This window comes from Synechococcus sp. CBW1108, assembly GCF_015840335.1.
In the GTDB taxonomy this organism is placed as follows: domain Bacteria; phylum Cyanobacteriota; class Cyanobacteriia; order PCC-6307; family Cyanobiaceae; genus Cyanobium_A.
In genome coordinates this window covers 1,944,527-1,960,863 of record NZ_CP060395.1, presented here as the reverse complement: position 1 = coordinate 1,960,863, position 16,337 = coordinate 1,944,527, and the positions used below count along the sequence as shown (strand labels likewise).

Here is a 16,337-nt window from a genome sequence, read left to right as displayed (position 1 = left end):
ATCGCGAAACCTACCCAGAACTACCCCCATGGGATTGCCCTGGTATCGGGTGCACACGGTCGTGATTAACGACCCGGGCCGTCTGCTTGCCGTGCACCTCATGCACACCGCCCTAGTTGCCGGCTGGGCCGGCTCTATGGCGCTCTACGAGCTCGCCATCTTCGATCCATCCGACCAGGTGCTCAACCCCATGTGGCGCCAGGGCATGTTCGTCATGCCCTTCATGGCCCGCCTGGGGGTTACGGGCAGCTGGGGCGGTTGGAGCATCACCGGTGAGACCGGCGTTGATCCAGGCTTCTGGAGTTTTGAAGGCGTGGCAGCTGCCCACATCATTTTTAGCGGCCTGCTCTTCCTAGCCGCCATCTGGCACTGGACCTACTGGGATCTGGAGATCTGGCAGGACCCCCGCACCGGTGAACCAGCCCTCGATCTGCCCAAGATCTTCGGCATCCACCTGCTGCTCGCAGGCCTTGGCTGCTTTGGCTTTGGCGCCTTCCACCTCACCGGGGTCTTCGGGCCGGGGATGTGGGTCAGTGACCCCTACGGATTAACAGGTCACCTGGAGGCTGTTCAACCCTCCTGGGGCCCGGAGGGCTTCAACCCCTTCAATCCCGGCGGGATCGTGGCCCACCACATCGCAGCTGGAATCGTCGGCATCATCGCCGGCATCTTCCACATCACCACCCGCCCGCCCGAACGGCTCTACAAGGCCCTGCGGATGGGCAACATCGAAACCGTATTGGCTTCGGCTATCGCGGCGGTGTTTTTTGCGGCCTTCATTGTGGCCGGCACCATGTGGTACGGCGCTGCGGCGACACCAGTTGAGCTGTTTGGCCCCACCCGCTACCAGTGGGATCAGGGCTATTTCAAGGCGGAGATCAACCGCCGGGTGCAGACGGCCCTCGACAACGGCGCCAGCAAGGAACAGGCCTATGCCTCAATTCCAGAGAAGCTGGCCTTCTATGACTACGTCGGTAATAGTCCTGCCAAAGGAGGCCTATTCCGGGTGGGCCCGATGGTCAACGGTGACGGTCTGCCCACCGGCTGGCTGGGCCACATCAGCTTCACAGACAAAGAAGGTAGGGATCTGGAAGTGCGGCGCCTGCCAAACTTCTTCGAAAACTTCCCCGTAATTCTCCAGGACCAGGAAGGCATTGTGCGCGCCGACATCCCATTCCGGCGGGCTGAAGCCAAGTATTCCTTCGAGCAGACCGGCGTAACCGCATCCGTTTACGGCGGCGCCCTCAATGGTCAAGTCTTTACGGATCCGGCAGATGTCAAGCGCCTGGCCCGCAAGGCCCAGCTTGGGGAAGCATTCGAATTCGACCGGGAGACCTATCACTCCGATGGTGTCTTCCGTAGCTCGCCCCGCGGCTGGTTCACCTTTGGCCACGCCACCTTCGCCCTGCTGTTCTTCTTCGGCCACATCTGGCACGGTGCCCGCACCCTCTACCGAGATGTGTTCGCAGGTATTGATCCAGATCTGGGTGAACAGGTGGAATTCGGTCTTTTCCAGAAACTGGGCGACCGCTCCACCCGCCGCCTGCCGGAGGGCTACGTGCCCCCAGCTGGTTCGCCCCTCAGCTGACCGCCAGACCCCTAGAGGAAATTCATGGAAAGCTTCGCGTACATCCTGATCCTGGCTCTGGCCATCTCTACCCTCTTCTTTGCCATCGCTTTCCGCGATCCCCCGAAGATCGGCAAATAACAGGCCAGCCCCCTTGGCCATGCCCCTGCTTAAGCAGGGGCTTTTTTCATGGCAAATGGGTAATCAATGGAGCCCTTTCCAAATGAAAGTGGCGTGTCTAAACTTAAGAACCAAGCCCGGATGTTCGGGGATGCAATGCCCCTCTTGCCAACACACCGACAGCCGGGTGCTCGAATCTCGAGCGGCCGACAGTGGGCGCAGCGTGCGGCGGCGGCGCGAATGCCTCAACTGTGAATTTCGTTTCACCACCTATGAAAGGGTGGAAACGGTGCCCATCACTGTGGTGAAGCGCAACGGCACCCGGGAAACCTTCAACCGCGCGAAACTGCTCCATGGCCTGTTGCGCGCCTGCGAAAAAACCGGCCTAGAACCTGCCCGGCTTGAAGCTGTGGTGGATGAAATCGAACTTGAGCTGCAGCAGCGCAGCGGCCGCGAAGTAACAAGCAGCGAAATCGGTGAACTTGTGCTGCGCCACCTCAGTGAGATGAGTGAGGTGGCCTACGTGCGCTTTGCCTCAGTTTATCGCCAATTCCAGGGCATCAGTGACTTCGTGGCCACCCTCGAGGGCCTCGACAAGCGCAACGGCGGCAGATGGGGCAAGCCAAGCCTGGCCGCAATCGGCTGAAGGCTGCCCAAGGGCCAACGGGAGCAAGGCATGCCGCGTTGGTAGAGTGTTGGATCTGACTGGGTCTGCTGGCGGGCAGATCGGTCACTCCCTTCGCACTGCCCCCGGCAGGCCGCCTTCTCCCATGACAGTGACCCCTTCCGAAGCCACCACTGAGACCGATCTAGACCTTGTAGCCGTCGAAACGGCCGAGGATCTCGACCTGGCCATTCCGGAAGAGGTGCCTACCGCCGATGACCCCAGCAGCCGGGCCAAATCGCGCAATGACGCCGATGGGGTGGGTTTCACCCTCGACGAGTTCGCGTCACTGCTTAGCAAGTACGACTACAACTTCAAGCCCGGTGACGTTGTCAACGGCACCGTATTTGCCCTCGAATCAAAGGGGGCCATGATTGACATTGGCGCCAAAACAGCTGCCTTCATGCCCCTCCAGGAGGTGTCGATCAACCGGGTGGAGGGCCTGAGCGACGTGCTCCAGCCCGGCGAGATCCGGGAATTCTTCATCATGAGTGAGGAGAACGAAGACGGCCAGCTCTCGCTTTCTATCCGCCGCATCGAATACCAGCGGGCCTGGGAGCGGGTGCGTCAGCTGCAAAAAGAAGACGCCACCATCTACAGCGAGGTATTTGCCACCAACCGCGGCGGCGCCCTGGTGCGGGTTGAAGGCCTGCGCGGCTTCATTCCAGGCAGCCACATCAGCACCCGCAAGGCCAAGGAAGAACTGGTGGCCGACTTCCTGCCGCTCAAGTTTCTGGAGGTGGATGAGGAGCGCAACCGCCTGGTGCTAAGCCATCGCCGCGCCCTTGTGGAACGCAAGATGAATCGCCTCGAGGTGGGCGAAGTGGTACTCGGCACCGTTCGCGGTATCAAGCCCTACGGCGCCTTCATCGACATCGGCGGCGTCAGCGGCCTGCTGCACATCTCTGAAATCAGCCACGAGCACATCGAGACACCTCACACGGTGCTCAATGTGAACGACCAAATGAAGGTGATGATCATCGACCTCGACGCCGAGCGGGGCCGGATCTCCCTCTCGACCAAGGCCCTCGAGCCTGAGCCCGGCGACATGCTCACAGATCCCCAGAAGGTGTTCGAGAAGGCCGAGGAGATGGCTGCCCGCTACAAGCAGATGCTGCTCGAGCAGGCCGAAGACAATGAGCCCATGGGGGTCACCCTGGACTGAGGGCAAGCAATCGCCGCAGTTCCCAATGGCACAGCTGCTCCTGCGGGGCCAGACCCTGGCAGACGACAAGGGCATCCCCCACCAGATCGAAGCGGTGCTGTTCGACAAGGACGGCACCCTTTCAATCAGCGAGCCCATGCTCCATGCCCTGGCCTCGGCCAGGATTTCAGTTGCCAGCCAGCTGTTGGCCCAGGGCCATCCCGAGCTTGCCGCCGCCAGAGGGGATGAACTTGTCGAGCTCCTCGGCCGAGCCTATGGATTGGGGGAGCAGGCGATCGATCCGGCGGGAGCCACGGCCGTGGGCTCCCGCCAGCACAACCTGATCTCCACCGCCACGGCCCTGGCCCAGGTGGGGCTGGGCTGGCCCGAAGCCCTGGCGTTGGGCGAAAGCGTGTTCACCGCCACCGATGGCCTGCATGGCCAGGGCAGCCAGCGACGGCCGATCGCCACCCCCGGCCTCCATCAACTGGTGGAGGCCCTTGGCAGAGCAGCGGTGGCCTGTGCCGTGATCAGCAACGACGATGGGGCTGGCATCGCAGCATTTCTGGCCAGCGCAAACCTCACCTGTCAGTTTCAGGCCCACTGGAGCGCCGATCACACCCCCCACAAGCCCGACCCCGCAGCCGTGCACGCCCTTTGCGCCAGCCTGGAGGTACCGCCCGACCGCTGTGCCCTGATCGGAGATGCCAACAGCGATCTGAGGATGGCAAAGCAGGCCGGAGTGCCAGTGGTCATCGGCTTCACCGCCGGCTGGAGCTCGCCCCCTCCCCTCGATCCCTGTTTCCCCTGTCTGAGCCACTGGAGTGAGCTTGAAGTGAGAGTCTGCGGCGCATAAGCTGGGTCGACATTTGGCCAAGGCCGCATGAGCCGCTACGTCTTCACTTCCGAGTCGGTAACCGAAGGTCACCCCGACAAAATCTGTGACCAGGTGAGCGATGCGGTGCTCGATGCCCTGCTGGCCCAGGATCCGGCCTCCCGGGTGGCCTGCGAAACCGTGGTGAATACTGGCCTCTGCCTGATCACCGGCGAAGTCACCACCACGGCCAGGGTCGACTTCAACACCCTGGTGCGGGGAGTGATCAACCAGATCGGCTATGCCGGTGCCCGCGCCGGCGGCTTCGACGCCCACAGCTGTGCCGTGCTGGTGGCCCTGGATCAACAGTCGCCTGACATTGCCCAGGGGGTGAATGAGGCCGACGACCACGAAGGCGACCCCCTGGATCTGATCGGTGCGGGAGATCAGGGGATCATGTTTGGCTACGCCTGCAATGAGACCCCCGAGCTGATGCCCTTGCCGATCAGCCTGGCCCACCGCCTGGCTCGGCGCCTGGCGGAGGTGCGCCACAACGGCAGCCTGGGTTACCTGCTGCCGGACGGCAAGACCCAGGTGAGCGTCGTCTACGAAGACGATCGCCCGGTGGCGATCGACACGATCCTGATCTCCACCCAACACACCGCAGAGATTGATGGAATTTCTGAAGAGAAGGCGATACGCGAGCGCATCGCTACCGACCTATGGACACATGTGGTGGAGCCCGCCACCGCCGATCTGGCCCTCAAGCCCTCCCAGGCAGACACCCGCTTCCTGGTGAACCCCACCGGCAAGTTTGTGGTGGGCGGCCCCCAGGGTGATGCCGGCCTGACGGGCCGCAAGATCATCGTCGACACCTACGGCGGCTACGCCCGCCATGGTGGCGGCGCCTTCTCCGGCAAGGATCCCACCAAGGTGGATCGCTCTGCTGCCTACGCCGCCCGCTATGTGGCCAAGGCCCTAGTGGCCGCAGAGCTGGCCAGCAAAGTGGAAGTGCAACTGAGCTACGCCATCGGCGTGGCCAGGCCCGTGAGCATTCTGGTGGAGAGCTTCGGTACGGGCGCCCTCAGCAACGCCGATCTCACTGCCCTGGTGCATGAGCACTTCGACCTGCGTCCAGGCGCCATCATCGAAACCTTCGGCCTGCGCACCCTCCCCCAGCAGAGGGGGGGCCGCTTCTACCAGGACGTCGCCGCCTACGGCCACTTCGGCCGCAGCGACCTCGACCTGCCCTGGGAGGACGTGACCACCATCGCCGCCACGCTCAAACAGGCCACCTCAGCCCAGGTAGCCGCCTGATTTCCCAGCCCCAGCCCCAGCCCGGCGGGTGAAAACACCACTCGCTCTGGGGGTGGATCTGGGCAGCAGCGGCCTGCGAATTGCCCTGGTGCCTGCCCATGGGCCCCAACTGCTTACGGAAGCCAGCCCGTACCCCAACGGGCTGGAAGATCCCCTTGGCTGGGCCAGCGGATTTGAGGCCCTCTGCGCCAGGCTGCCCGCCGCAAGCCGAATCCGCATCGGCGCCGTCGCCGTAGCCGGCACCTCCGGCACCCTGCTGCTCTGCCGCCCCACAGGGGAGCCGGGCCCCGGCAGCCTGGGGCGGGCCCTTCCCTATCACCGGGCCTGCGGCGATCAGGCCGAGGCTGCTGCCGCCCTGGCAGGATCCGGGCCAGCCACCAGTGCCAGCGGCAGCCTGGCCCGGGCCCTGAACCTTCTCGCCCAGGCCGATCTGGCCGGCGAAGCTGGGCCCTGGTTATGGCGCCATCAGGCCGACTGGCTGATGGGTTGGCTGCTGGGCGACTGGCGCTGGGGGGAAGAGGGCAACAACCTGCGCCTGGGCTGGAACCTCCAACGCCAGGCCTGGAGCGGATCGATTGCTCAGCAGCACTGGGCCAAAGCCCTGCCGGAGATATGCGCCAGTGGCGCGGTGCTCGGCAGCATGGCGCCCAAGCTGGCGGAGCGGCTGGGGCTACCCCGCCACTGCCGGGTGGTGGCAGGCACTACGGATGCCAACGCCGGAGTGCTGGCAGCGGCTCCAGCCGCAGGCGAAGGCATCACCGTGCTGGGCACCACCCTGGTGTTGAAGCAGTTCAGCCCGGGGCCGATCCAGGGGCCTGGCATCAGCTGCCATCGGGTGGGGGGGCGCTGGCTGGTGGGGGGGGCCTCCAATGCCGGAGCTGGCATCCTGCGGCGCTTCTTCAGTGATCAGCAGATTGGCGAACTCAGCCGCCAGATTGACCCCAGCCAGCCCACCGGCCTGCGGCTCCGCCCCCTGCCGGCCCGCGGGGAACGCTTTCCCGTGGACGACCCAGCCCTGGAGCCGCTGCTGGAACCTCGACCGATAAGCGATGCCCATTACCTCCAGGCCCTGTTGGAGGGTCTCACGGCCATCGAACAGGAGGGCTGGCAGCGGCTGCGCCAAGCTGGCGCCCCGCCACTGGAGAGGGTGATCAGCCTGGGAGGTGGGGCCCGGAATCCCCAATGGCGTCGCCTACGCCAGCAGAGCCTGGGGGTTCCGGTGCTGAATCGTCCTGGGCTCTGCGCCGCCCTCGGCATGGCCAGACTGGCAGCATCCGCCCTCAGCAGCGATGAATGAACGCCTGCGCTCCGTGATCGCCATGGGGCTCTTCGTAGTGCTGGCCGGCTACGTGGGCTTCAGCGCCATCCGCCTCGGCCTACTGCTCTGGCAGCGGTTCGGGGCTGGTTGAACCAGAATCCAAACCAACCTCCCCAGCTCCGCGCCATGGCCGCCGACCCCCTCAGCTCCGCCGTCAGTGATCGGATCTGTAGGCACATGAACGACGACCATGCCGAAGCGGTGCTGGCCTTCGCCCGCCACTACGGCGGCATCAGCGCCGCTGAGCAGGCCAGCCTGCTCAGCGTCAGGCCCGAGGCGATGGACCTCCAGGTGGATGGCGCCACCGTCACGGTGCCCTTCGACCACAGCCTCAGCGACAGCGAGGATGCCCACCGCACCCTGGTGGCCATGCTGCGGGCCTTACCAGGCTGAGCGGGCCAGTTGTGGGAAGCCTGAAAGGGCTACCCCATCTGGCCATGGCAATCCTCAAACTGCTGCCCCTGCACTGGATCGCCCAGGCCCCCAGCCTGCAGCCCGCACTGGTGGCCGAGTTGCCCCAGGGGGGGCTCAAGGGCTCGGCCCCCCTGACCTGGTGGGCTGCGGGGCTCTACGGGGGCCTGTTACGTCGCCAGCTGCTGCACCTGCGCACCAGTCCCAAACCCCCGCTAGTCGGCGCCCTGATCCAGGAGCTGGTTGCAGGCCTGCGCCGGGAGCCCTGGACCCAGCCCCCCCTGCTGGTGCCGATTCCCAGCTGGAAGCGCCAGGGCAACCCCCTGCCGGATCTGCTGAGCAGGTGCCTTACCTGGCAACTTGACTGGCGCCAGGAGCCCCTGCTGCTGCGGAGCCGGCCCGTGCTCGGCCAGCACCACCTGGGCCGCGAATTGCGCTGGGCCAACCAGGCCGGAGCATTTCGCTGCTCCTCACAGCTGGCGGGCCAACGGCGCCCGGTGCTGCTGATCGACGACATTCTCACCACCGGTGCCACCGCCTGCGCCGCCGCCGCTGCCCTGGGCGAGCGGGGCTGGCTGGTGGCAGGAATGGTCTGCCTGGGGAAAACCCCCAGGCGAGACCGTGATCTAAGATCCACAAACCGCTGAGGCGGCGGGCCGGGATAGCTCAGTTGGTAGAGCAGGCGACTGAAAATCGCCGTGTCCCCAGTTCAAATCTGGGTCCTGGCATTAGGAACTCAAGAATGCTTCCCTAGGCCTGGAGGCTGCCCCTACCCCATGCCCCATGCGCGAGTCTTCAGAGGCGCCCAACAGGGTGTTCAACAACGCCGACAGCTTTGCCCAGGCCTTCGATGAGGCCTGGATCCAGCACGAGAAGCGAGATCCCCACCATGGCCTGGATTCCGCTGCAAAGGTGGAGCTGATGCTCCAACAGCTCGCTGACCATCCCTTCCTTGCCAACGAACCGGAGCTGGCCCGCCAAGTGGCTGGGTTTCGGCTGCGGCTGTTGGGACTGACGCGGTCGAGCCTGTAGCTTCAACTCCCCAGAACTTGGTCGGGCGGGCGTGATGGAGAGCTCCCTGGAGCGATTGGTACGGATGCTGAGCGGCGGCTTCAGCAACCAGGACCAGGCCTTTGAGAATCCGCCCCTCTACGCCCACATCCTGGTCAAGTTCCGCCCCTTACCCCAGCTGGAGCCCGGTTCCCTGCTGCTCGAGCAGAGTTACGCGATCAACCCGGCTGCGCCCTACCGGATCCGGGTGCTGCGGGCGGAGCGCCAGGCCGGCCAATTGATCATTCACAACCAGGCCCTGATAGACGACCAGCGCTTCTGGGGCGCGGTCGACGATCCCGAACGCCGCAGTCAAATTCAGGCCTCCGACCTGCGGCAGCTGCAGGGCTGCGCCTATCTGGTGCAAGAAGAGGGCGAAGGTTTCATTGGCGAAGTGGAGCCAGGCTGCCGCTGCCTGGTGGAACGCAAAGGCGCCACCTCCTATCTGGTCAGCCGGCTGGAACTCAATCCCACAGGCATGCGCACCATTGACCGAGGCCACGACCCCCAAACCCATGAACATCTCTGGGGGTCCCTGGCGGGTCCATTTGAATTCGCCCGCACCGACGACTACAGCAATGAGCTCCCATCCAGCTGGGCAAACCAACTGGGCCGCTGAAGCTGAGCTCAGTCGCTGAGTTCAGGCACTCAGCTCAGGCGCTCAGTTCAGGCACTCAGCTCATCGAGGAAAGGCTGCTCCTGGAAGTCGTCCTGTAGGAACCCGTCCTCTTGGGACCCAACCTCCAGGAAGCTTTCCTGCTGGATCTCTTCTACAGCCAGCCCGGGCCGTAGCTCGCGAACCGCTCGAAACCGATCTGTGCCCATGGGAGAGCCTCCCGGGAGCGAGCCGCCGCTCAGCAAACCCTCCAATCGGGAAAGGCGATCTTCCGTATCCGCCATCCTGAACTCGGTGTCTTCTGCCATCAGGGGCTCCAGCTTCGATTCCTGGGCCAGGAGCCGCTCCTCCAGCTCGAGCAACCTGACGGTCAGGGTTTCGGTGACCTCGGAGAGGGCCCGCAACTGACCGGCCAGCCGCTGGGTGCAATCTGTGACCGACAGCTCAACAGCCATGCTGATTGGCGGTGGGATGGCCGGATGGTATCGGCGCCACCGCCAGGCGCCAAGGGGGAAGCTCGGGCCCAGCCCCCAGGCCCCATGGTTTGTAACGATTCCGAAAACCTTGGGATCCTGACAAAACAGACCCATAGGATCCCGATTGCAGCTTTGGGTTGAGATTTCCCCCCCCGCTGCCCTAGCCCCCAGCCGGCTGCCCCAGCCCAGCCAGCTGGCAACCAGCTCCGCCTTTCTCCCTCGGCCCCACGCCCGTGACTCTCGCCAACGCTGCTTACCTGTGAGTCAGGCGATAAACCAAATTATCGCAAAAATGAAGGTTTGTTAACCGCCACAGACAAACGATAGATTGTTCCTGAGTAAGGGCGTTTTACGGGCAGACCTGGGCAACCAGTACGTCATGGCAATCCCCTAACCATCCCTCATCTATGAAGCTTTCAGCAGGCACCCGAGGCACCAGCTTCAACAACGGCAGACAGGTCACACTCACCGTCACCTCCCTGGCCAACAATGACTATTCCCGCACGGCGGACATGGTCATGAATGTGCCCTACACCCGCATGAACGAAACCATGCGCATGGTGCAGCGCATGGGCGGCAAGATCACCGGAGTGGCCGTCAATGGTGGCGACCTGGATGCAGCCTCGGCATCTGGCCTACATGCGCGCAAGAAAACAGTTTCCAAAGCGGCAAAGGCTCCCGGCTGAAAAAACGGCCACACTGGACAAACCCGCCACACGAGAAACTCTCCAGCGCCAAGGGCACCGACCCAGCGCTGACCCAGCCCTCGCCTCTGCAGGCGGGGGCTTTTGATGGACGCCTCAGGAGCGACGCTAGCGGTGACTGTTTGTTACGCGGATCGTGGCTGGGCTGGCTTCTTGCCGACAATGGTTGCACCAAGTTGACAACAGCCAGCTAGCTGCGCCCTGCCCACATGGGGCAATGCGTAGCTCCTGTGCCCTGGCCAGCCTGGCAACTTATCCACCCTGCCGACTCTTCGTCGCGACTAGGAGCTTCCCAATGTTCGACGCCTTCACCAAGGTTGTAGCCCAGGCCGACGCCCGTGGCGAATTCATCAACGCCGGTCAGATCGACGCGCTTGCCGCGATGGTTGCCGAGAGCAACAAGCGTATGGATGCTGTGAACCGCATCACCTCAAACGCTTCAAAGATCGTTACCAATGCGGCGCGTGATCTTTTTGAGGCTCAGCCGGCGCTTACAGCTCCTGGAGGGAACGCCTACACCAGCCGCCGCATGGCTGCATGCCTGCGGGACATGGACATCATTCTCCGTTACATCACCTACGCCGTTTTCAACGGAGATGCATCCGTACTGGAGGATCGCTGCCTCAACGGCCTTCGGGAAACCTACCTGGCCCTCGGCGTGCCTGGCGCTTCCGTTGCTGAAGGCGTTCGCAAAATGAAGGCCGCCGCCATTGCAATTGCCAACGACCGCAACGGCATCACCCAAGGGGACTGCTCAGCTTTAATCAGCGAAATCGGCACCTACTTCGACCGCGCTGCAGCAGCCGTCGGCTGATCAGCTCACTAAAAAAGTCAATCCAACCTATCCCCCCTTCCCATGAAGACTCCCCTTACCGAAGCCGTCGCCACCGCTGATTCCCAGGGTCGCTTCCTCTCCAATACTGAGATCAACTCTGCTTTTGGTCGCTTTAACCGCGCCAAAAATTCTCTTGCAGCGGCTAAGGGCCTGACAGCGAACGCAGACAACCTAGTAAACGGAGCCGCCCAAGCCGTTTACAATAAATTCCCTTACACCACCCAGATGCAGGGTGCAAACTATGCCGCTGATGCCCGCGGCAAGGCAAAGTGCTCCCGCGACATCGGTTACTACCTCCGCATGGTCACCTACTGCCTCGTAGCTGGTGGGACCGGCCCCATGGATGAGTACCTGATTGCCGGAATTGATGAAATCAATCGCGCTTTTGAGCTCTCCCCCTCTTGGTACGTGGAAGCTCTTAACTATATCAAGGCAAACCATGGCCTTGCCGGCGAAGCAGCGACAGAAGCAAACAATTATCTCGACTACGCAATCAACGCGCTTGTTTGATTAAGCTTCTTGCCAAATTGCAACAAAAGCCTCCCCATTAGCGGGGGGGCTATTTTTATTGATTAAAAACACAAGCGAACAGCCTTAGCCCAAATCCACATCAGAATGCTAGTTACAAAACATTAAGCGCACCCGAGCGCTCGGCAAGATAAATATACAGCCACGGGGCAACCAACCCCATGCAAAAGAAAACCCATCATGCTGCCCAAAGAAATTTTAAGCATAGAAGATTTAATTAAACAAGCCGGCGAGGAGCAGGAGCTTCAGTACGGAACAGGGGAGGCCCGCTTGCGCATAGACCTCAGAATTGACGACATTGACATTTGGAAATCCCATAGCGCCAAGCATCCTGGCTACAGCAATCTTCTGCTTGCATGCGAAAATAATGGCGGTGAACTGTCGGAAACCAATCTGACCTGGGTAGTTGGAGCGGCAATACGTTCTGCCCAGGTTGAAGGAACGGCCCAAGCAAAATATCTGCTCAAAAGCCTCGGTGTGTCAGAACAACTTGTTAATCTCGCATCGGAACACTGCCCAGGCCTAGGTGGAGCAGCCATCTGGGCGTTCCACTTGGAGAGGCATGGCTGGCTTACTGCTACTCCTGTGGGATCGTGAACCTGACTATAGAAGCTCAGCGACAACTAAGAATAAGCGAACTTGCCAAGGCAGCACAAGTATGCGGCATAACAAAGCGCAACAGCCTCCCCGTTGAAGTGAGAGAGTTGATAGCAAATGCGGACACCTCAAAACAGCCTCTAAAGGTCGATGAATTGAAAAAGGTATGCGTGTGTTGCAATACCTCAGAACATGCCGTAAGCCTACTGATTACTGAGACAAACAATGTAACTGATGCGGCAAGGCGAAAATTACTAGACCAACAACCTAATGTGATACTGCCAGGCGGAGAGCTATACCCGGAGAAAAGAGCAGAGGCCTGCTGGCGAGATTGCCAACAGTTTCTACGAATAGTCATCTACGGAGTGGCATGCGATTGCGCAGAGATAACAGACACGACCGGAATGGCTGCATTGCGGTTATTATACAAAGAAATGAAAGTACCAGTTCCAGCGATGATGTACGCTTTAGCCCAAATGCGTAAACTGACTACACTTATCCTTGAAGCTTCTGGCCATCTTCGCGAGATAGACTGCCTAAACAGGGCCTTCGATAACCTAATCAACGCCCTAAAATCAAGCGATTCACTGATGCCAGAAAGCTGAGCAAACTCAACGCCCCATAGCCGAAGCAAGCTAAAAAAAACAGAGTTGCACTAAATTACCAGTAGATAACATCCTGTCTGAAAAATGAATCATAAGCACCAAGCCTGCTTGTTACCCGAAGACCCCAGCCAATGGAGGGCTCCTGAAGATTGCAAACCTGTTTCATCACAGCATCAACCCATAGACGCGCGAGGGGCCAATTGGGTCAACCTTATTCTCCAGCCACTTGATCTACGGGATGCAAACCTTTGTCGTACGGACATAAGAGGCACAGACCTAACTGCCTGCCAACTAGAAGGATGCAATTTAACACTTGCCCGTTATGATAAAAAGACTCGCGTACCCGTTGGTTTTAATCTGGAAAAGTCAGGAGCAGTGGGTCCAGGAGCAGCCCTTAATGGGGCTTTTTTAAATGGTGCAGATCTCCGGGGAATGGACCTTCGAAACACCAACTTTATGGGTGCCTACCTAAGCGGGTGTGACCTAAGTGGTGCAGTATTGGACGGAGCACGTTTTGTAGGTGCCGACTTAAGGTTTGCGAGGATGCAAGGCTGTCGCTGCGTGGGCACACGCTTTACCGGCAGTCAGTTGCAGCAGGCAGACTTTAGGGCTGCTGATTTAACAGAGGCAATCCTGGAAGGGTCGGAAAGTATTCAGGGCGCTGACTTCAGGCAGGCTACGGGTATGGACAAGTTACAGCTAGCAAATCTACTAACTCGCTCGCACATCGAACTGGATTGCTGGAACCCACTCACTAGGCAAGCGACCCGGGCGACACTGGAATCGCTGCTGGAATCGACAATGCAGCCCGGTTAGCGCGCTGGCACTGGCAGAAAAAGCATAGCCATTGAAACAAAAGATTGAGCTTTGTCAAGCTGCCGGGAAAGGGAAATAAAAGACAGGGATAATTGGGGAGTATTGCAGTTTCAGTCATGCCCTTTGGCCCCGCCTCCATCCTGGGTGTGGAAAGCTTCTCGCAAGAATGCGAGGCACCACGAGAGCTAGTTCCGGGAGACGACGACCAATCAAAAGAGGAAATAGTCCGAGCAGTTTATAGACAGGTGCTTGGGAATGCCTACGTAATGGAAAGCGAAAGACAAGTAGTTGCAGAATCGCAATTCAAGCTTGGCGAGATCAGCGTTAGAGAACTGGTACGACGCATCGCCAAAAGCGATCTATACAGCACCCGCTTTTTTGACTCATGCGCGCGCTACCGCTATATCGAACTAGCATTTCGCCACCTACTCGGCCGTGCCCCAGCAGACTTTGAGGAAATGCGTGGCCATGCCGAACGACTAGATACAAGTGGTTACGAAGCAGACATCGACAGCTTCTTAGATTCTGACGAATATCAGAACACCTTTGGTGAGTGGACAGTTCCATATCAGCGTGGTTGGAAAACGGAATCCTGTACAACGCTCCAAGAGTTCACCTGGTCATTCCAGTTGCTGCGTGGAAACAGCAGCAGCAGCTTAAAAGGCAACCTAGCTGGAATCAGGAGCCGTCTTGGCGGTGCTGCTTATCAGGACCGCCCTCTTCCAGTGGTAGCTCCCTCATCACAAGATTCCCAAGGCTGGAGCTTCCGCCCAGCCGCCAACCTGACAGATCCCGTTACACGGATAGGTGTACTCGCAGGCGAAACAGGCAAAGTCTATCGAGTTGAAGTGACAGGCTATAGAGCCAACAATGTGCGCCCCACATCACGCTATAGAAAATCTAACAGAGTATACTTCGTTCCCTTCAACAAGCTATCAGAGCAGTATCAACTTATTCACCGCGAGGGTGGCAAGATCGCAAGCATCACACCCCTGAGTTGATCCATTGCTCCAACCAGCCCTACTCAACCAGTAAGTTACCAAGCCAGCCAGGATCGAAGAGATTAGGTGCCTGAAAAACATCTAGCAACATACCACTCAACAAAGCAAGTCCACTAATCCCGTCTTCCCATGACAGCAAATCAAAGCAAGTCGCTTGACTTCGGAGCCACTCAGCTTCTTGAAGCCCCAGCAAGATTTTCGCGCCAAAGGACTGATGACCCTGAGACTGCCACAAGTGAAGATCTATTTCGCAACCAGCAACTACTAAATACGCCGTCAGCATTCACCGCGAACGACAATGCTGCTTTTACCATCGCAGTAAGAGCTGCATACCGGCAGGTATTCGGCAATGTTCAGCCGATGGAAAGCGAGCGCCTACTCAGTGCAGAATCTAGATTACGCAATGGCGACATAAACGTACGAGAATTCGTACGAAGGTTGGCCCAATCCAGTTTTTATCGCTCACGCTTCTTTGATTCCGTATCTCCGCATCGAGCAGTTGAGCTTAACTTCAAGCATTTGCTGGGACGCCCCCCCCAGAATCAAGCAGAGGTTGCAAGCCATGTAACACTGATCGCCACAAGTGGTTTCACAGGCGAGATCAATAGCTATCTTGATTCCGATGAGTATCTAAAGTCATTTGGCGAGGAAACTGTTCCATACCCAACAAGCTGGAACTCTCCAGTAGGCCAGCCTCAAGCAGCGTTCAACCGGATCGCAGCACTTGAGCAGAACTTCGCAGGTAGCGACACAGCCGTAGGGAACAAAAGCCAGCTGTTAGGGAATCTAGTTAGCGGCTACAGGCTCTCAATAAAGGTGCCTGCCCAGGTGTACCGATCCAGTTCCCTTGGTCAGATGGGTAGAACAACGACTGGTTCGGCTGGAATGCTAGAACCTGTGAAGCGGAACAGTGCAGACGGAGGCGACTCAACACCGATGCGAGGTGATCTCTACGTTGGCTTTGGGCTTGGTCAGCGCCAGCAGGAGGTGTTCGAGCGCTGCAACGGCGATTCAGCAGATCAGATTGCTGCGCTGATCCGGTCGGTGTACCGCCAAGTGTTGGGCAATCCCCATGTGATGGAAAGCGAACGCAACTTAACCGCAGAAAGCCAGTTTGCCGAAGGAAGGCTTAGTACCCGTGAATTTATAAGAGCTGTTGGACTCTCTGCAGACTATCGCCGGCGCTTCTTCGAAACAAATGCTCCCTACCGTTTTGTTGAGCTGAATTTCAAACATATTCTGGGCCGTGCGCCAGCAACTCAGGCTGAGATGAGTGAACATCTACAAAGACTAGCCATACATGGCTATGACGCAGAAATCAACAGCTACGTTGATAGTGAAGAGTATCAGAATACCTTCGGCGAGAATACTGTTCCCTATCTGCGTGTGGCGACTGAGAATGGCCGCGAACAGGTTTCTTTTAATCGCCATATAGCACTAGTTCAAGGCTATGCAGCCAGTGACACCATTCAATGTGCATCAAGTCTGCTGAATTCAGTAGCAACAAGATCTGCGCCTACAAACTGGACAAATACAACAGTACGGATTAACAGGCTTGCTGCGGCCTCTGGATCAGCTGATCCCACATCCAAGCGGTTCCGTATTGTGGTGAATGCCCAGCCTGCAGGCGGCCGCCAACGCAACCCGAACGCCAGTTACGTAGTAAGCGGCAGTGACATTACCAGCCAACTGGGATACATCCATAGACGCGGAGGCCGGATCCTTTCTGTGACCGAAATCACCTAGAAAACACT

20 protein-coding genes and 1 tRNA gene are annotated in these 16,337 nt (G+C 59.5%); 20 read left to right on the top strand and 1 reads right to left on the bottom strand.

The window, feature by feature from the left end; genetic code table 11:
- Positions 1-28: 28 nt before the first annotated feature.
- The 12 genes from psbB (at position 29) to H8F27_RS10575 (ending at position 9,024) form a co-directional block, all read left to right on the top strand.
- Positions 29-1,588, top strand: a complete 1,560-nt coding sequence (gene psbB, locus H8F27_RS10630; RefSeq protein WP_197148079.1) for a photosystem II chlorophyll-binding protein CP47 — start codon at positions 29-31, stop codon at positions 1,586-1,588.
- A gap of 24 nt (positions 1,589-1,612) precedes the next feature.
- Positions 1,613-1,708 (top strand): photosystem II reaction center protein T, encoded by a 96-nt coding sequence (locus H8F27_RS10625; RefSeq protein ID WP_010314684.1) that lies wholly within the window; start codon positions 1,613-1,615, stop codon positions 1,706-1,708.
- A 130-nt stretch (positions 1,709-1,838) separates the two neighbouring features.
- On the top strand, positions 1,839-2,333 hold the full coding sequence (gene nrdR, locus H8F27_RS10620) for a transcriptional regulator NrdR (protein WP_197148078.1): 495 nt from the start codon (positions 1,839-1,841) through the stop codon (positions 2,331-2,333).
- 124 nt (positions 2,334-2,457) lie between these two features.
- The gene (locus H8F27_RS10615) at positions 2,458-3,516 is read left to right on the top strand and encodes a 30S ribosomal protein S1 (RefSeq protein ID WP_197148077.1); all 1,059 of its coding nucleotides are present in this window, start codon (positions 2,458-2,460) and stop codon (positions 3,514-3,516) included.
- Between the two features lie 25 nt (positions 3,517-3,541).
- A complete protein-coding gene (locus H8F27_RS10610) occupies positions 3,542-4,351 on the top strand; it encodes an HAD family hydrolase (RefSeq protein ID WP_197148076.1) in 810 nt (269 codons plus the stop codon).
- A gap of 27 nt (positions 4,352-4,378) precedes the next feature.
- A complete protein-coding gene (metK, locus tag H8F27_RS10605; RefSeq protein ID WP_197148075.1) occupies positions 4,379-5,626 on the top strand; it encodes a methionine adenosyltransferase in 1,248 nt (415 codons plus the stop codon).
- A 28-nt stretch (positions 5,627-5,654) separates the two neighbouring features.
- The gene (locus tag H8F27_RS10600) at positions 5,655-6,923 is read left to right on the top strand and encodes an FGGY-family carbohydrate kinase (protein WP_197148074.1); all 1,269 of its coding nucleotides are present in this window, start codon (positions 5,655-5,657) and stop codon (positions 6,921-6,923) included.
- 147 nt (positions 6,924-7,070) lie between these two features.
- Entirely contained in the window at positions 7,071-7,337 is a 267-nt protein-coding gene (locus H8F27_RS10595) for a DUF2470 domain-containing protein (protein ID WP_197148073.1), read from the top strand.
- A gap of 44 nt (positions 7,338-7,381) precedes the next feature.
- Positions 7,382-8,002 (top strand): ComF family protein, encoded by a 621-nt coding sequence (locus tag H8F27_RS10590; RefSeq protein ID WP_197148072.1) that lies wholly within the window; start codon positions 7,382-7,384, stop codon positions 8,000-8,002.
- Positions 8,003-8,010: 8 nt separating this feature from the next.
- Positions 8,011-8,083: transfer RNA gene (locus tag H8F27_RS10585), tRNA-Phe, on the top strand.
- A 55-nt stretch (positions 8,084-8,138) separates the two neighbouring features.
- Positions 8,139-8,387: a hypothetical protein gene (locus H8F27_RS10580; protein WP_197148071.1), complete on the top strand. Its 249-nt coding sequence runs from the start codon at positions 8,139-8,141 to the stop codon at positions 8,385-8,387.
- Between the two features lie 34 nt (positions 8,388-8,421).
- Positions 8,422-9,024 carry a chromophore lyase CpcT/CpeT gene (locus H8F27_RS10575; RefSeq protein WP_197148070.1) on the top strand — a complete coding sequence of 201 codons (603 nt, stop codon included), beginning with the start codon at positions 8,422-8,424 and terminating at the stop codon, positions 9,022-9,024.
- A 47-nt stretch (positions 9,025-9,071) separates the two neighbouring features.
- Here H8F27_RS10575 and H8F27_RS10570 read toward each other — a convergent pair whose 3' ends face one another.
- A complete protein-coding gene (locus H8F27_RS10570) occupies positions 9,072-9,476 on the bottom strand; it encodes a hypothetical protein (protein ID WP_197148069.1) in 405 nt (134 codons plus the stop codon).
- Between the two features lie 428 nt (positions 9,477-9,904).
- Here H8F27_RS10570 and H8F27_RS10565 point away from each other — a divergent pair, with 428 nt between their 5' ends.
- From H8F27_RS10565 to H8F27_RS10530, 8 genes are all read left to right on the top strand, one after another.
- Positions 9,905-10,183, top strand: a complete 279-nt coding sequence (locus tag H8F27_RS10565) for a phycobilisome linker polypeptide (protein WP_197148068.1) — start codon at positions 9,905-9,907, stop codon at positions 10,181-10,183.
- Positions 10,184-10,496: 313 nt separating this feature from the next.
- Positions 10,497-11,015 carry a phycocyanin subunit beta gene (locus tag H8F27_RS10560; RefSeq protein WP_197148067.1) on the top strand — a complete coding sequence of 173 codons (519 nt, stop codon included), beginning with the start codon at positions 10,497-10,499 and terminating at the stop codon, positions 11,013-11,015.
- Between the two features lie 42 nt (positions 11,016-11,057).
- Positions 11,058-11,546: a phycocyanin subunit alpha gene (cpcA, locus tag H8F27_RS10555; protein ID WP_197148066.1), complete on the top strand. Its 489-nt coding sequence runs from the start codon at positions 11,058-11,060 to the stop codon at positions 11,544-11,546.
- 198 nt (positions 11,547-11,744) lie between these two features.
- Positions 11,745-12,161 carry a hypothetical protein gene (locus tag H8F27_RS10550; RefSeq protein WP_197148065.1) on the top strand — a complete coding sequence of 139 codons (417 nt, stop codon included), beginning with the start codon at positions 11,745-11,747 and terminating at the stop codon, positions 12,159-12,161.
- On the top strand, positions 12,158-12,766 hold the full coding sequence (locus tag H8F27_RS10545) for a hypothetical protein (protein WP_197148064.1): 609 nt from the start codon (positions 12,158-12,160) through the stop codon (positions 12,764-12,766). The genes H8F27_RS10550 and H8F27_RS10545 overlap by 4 nt, the downstream gene beginning before the upstream one ends.
- Before the next feature lie 84 nt (positions 12,767-12,850).
- The gene (locus H8F27_RS10540; protein WP_197148063.1) at positions 12,851-13,582 is read left to right on the top strand and encodes a pentapeptide repeat-containing protein; all 732 of its coding nucleotides are present in this window, start codon (positions 12,851-12,853) and stop codon (positions 13,580-13,582) included.
- 116 nt (positions 13,583-13,698) lie between these two features.
- Complete coding sequence (locus H8F27_RS10535) at positions 13,699-14,583, top strand: phycobilisome linker polypeptide (protein WP_197153508.1); 885 nt, start codon at positions 13,699-13,701, stop codon at positions 14,581-14,583.
- A gap of 129 nt (positions 14,584-14,712) precedes the next feature.
- On the top strand, positions 14,713-16,329 hold the full coding sequence (locus H8F27_RS10530) for a phycobilisome rod-core linker polypeptide (RefSeq protein ID WP_197148062.1): 1,617 nt from the start codon (positions 14,713-14,715) through the stop codon (positions 16,327-16,329).
- Positions 16,330-16,337: the final 8 nt, after the last annotated feature.

Excerpts from the sequence above, each read along its gene's own strand:
- H8F27_RS10560 (WP_197148067.1), top strand. The coding sequence starts at position 10,497 with ATGTTCGACGCCTTCACCAAGGTTGTAGCCCAGGCCGACGCCCGTGGC.
- H8F27_RS10550 (WP_197148065.1), top strand. The coding sequence starts at position 11,745 with ATGCTGCCCAAAGAAATTTTAAGCATAGAAGATTTAATTAAACAAGCC.
- H8F27_RS10580 (WP_197148071.1), top strand. The coding sequence starts at position 8,139 with ATGCGCGAGTCTTCAGAGGCGCCCAACAGGGTGTTCAACAACGCCGAC.
- H8F27_RS10540 (WP_197148063.1), top strand. The coding sequence starts at position 12,851 with ATGAATCATAAGCACCAAGCCTGCTTGTTACCCGAAGACCCCAGCCAA.
- cpcA (WP_197148066.1), top strand. The coding sequence starts at position 11,058 with ATGAAGACTCCCCTTACCGAAGCCGTCGCCACCGCTGATTCCCAGGGT.
- psbB (WP_197148079.1), top strand. The coding sequence starts at position 29 with ATGGGATTGCCCTGGTATCGGGTGCACACGGTCGTGATTAACGACCCG.
- H8F27_RS10530 (WP_197148062.1), top strand. The coding sequence starts at position 14,713 with ATGACAGCAAATCAAAGCAAGTCGCTTGACTTCGGAGCCACTCAGCTT.
- H8F27_RS10615 (WP_197148077.1), top strand. The coding sequence starts at position 2,458 with ATGACAGTGACCCCTTCCGAAGCCACCACTGAGACCGATCTAGACCTT.
- H8F27_RS10570 (WP_197148069.1), bottom strand. The coding sequence starts at position 9,476 with ATGGCTGTTGAGCTGTCGGTCACAGATTGCACCCAGCGGCTGGCCGGT.
- H8F27_RS10590 (WP_197148072.1), top strand. The coding sequence starts at position 7,382 with ATGGCAATCCTCAAACTGCTGCCCCTGCACTGGATCGCCCAGGCCCCC.
- H8F27_RS10595 (WP_197148073.1), top strand. The coding sequence starts at position 7,071 with ATGGCCGCCGACCCCCTCAGCTCCGCCGTCAGTGATCGGATCTGTAGG.
- H8F27_RS10565 (WP_197148068.1), top strand. The coding sequence starts at position 9,905 with ATGAAGCTTTCAGCAGGCACCCGAGGCACCAGCTTCAACAACGGCAGA.
- metK (WP_197148075.1), top strand. The coding sequence starts at position 4,379 with ATGAGCCGCTACGTCTTCACTTCCGAGTCGGTAACCGAAGGTCACCCC.
- H8F27_RS10575 (WP_197148070.1), top strand. The coding sequence starts at position 8,422 with ATGGAGAGCTCCCTGGAGCGATTGGTACGGATGCTGAGCGGCGGCTTC.
- H8F27_RS10535 (WP_197153508.1), top strand. The coding sequence starts at position 13,699 with ATGCCCTTTGGCCCCGCCTCCATCCTGGGTGTGGAAAGCTTCTCGCAA.
- nrdR (WP_197148078.1), top strand. The coding sequence starts at position 1,839 with ATGCAATGCCCCTCTTGCCAACACACCGACAGCCGGGTGCTCGAATCT.
- H8F27_RS10610 (WP_197148076.1), top strand. The coding sequence starts at position 3,542 with ATGGCACAGCTGCTCCTGCGGGGCCAGACCCTGGCAGACGACAAGGGC.
- H8F27_RS10625 (WP_010314684.1), top strand. The coding sequence starts at position 1,613 with ATGGAAAGCTTCGCGTACATCCTGATCCTGGCTCTGGCCATCTCTACC.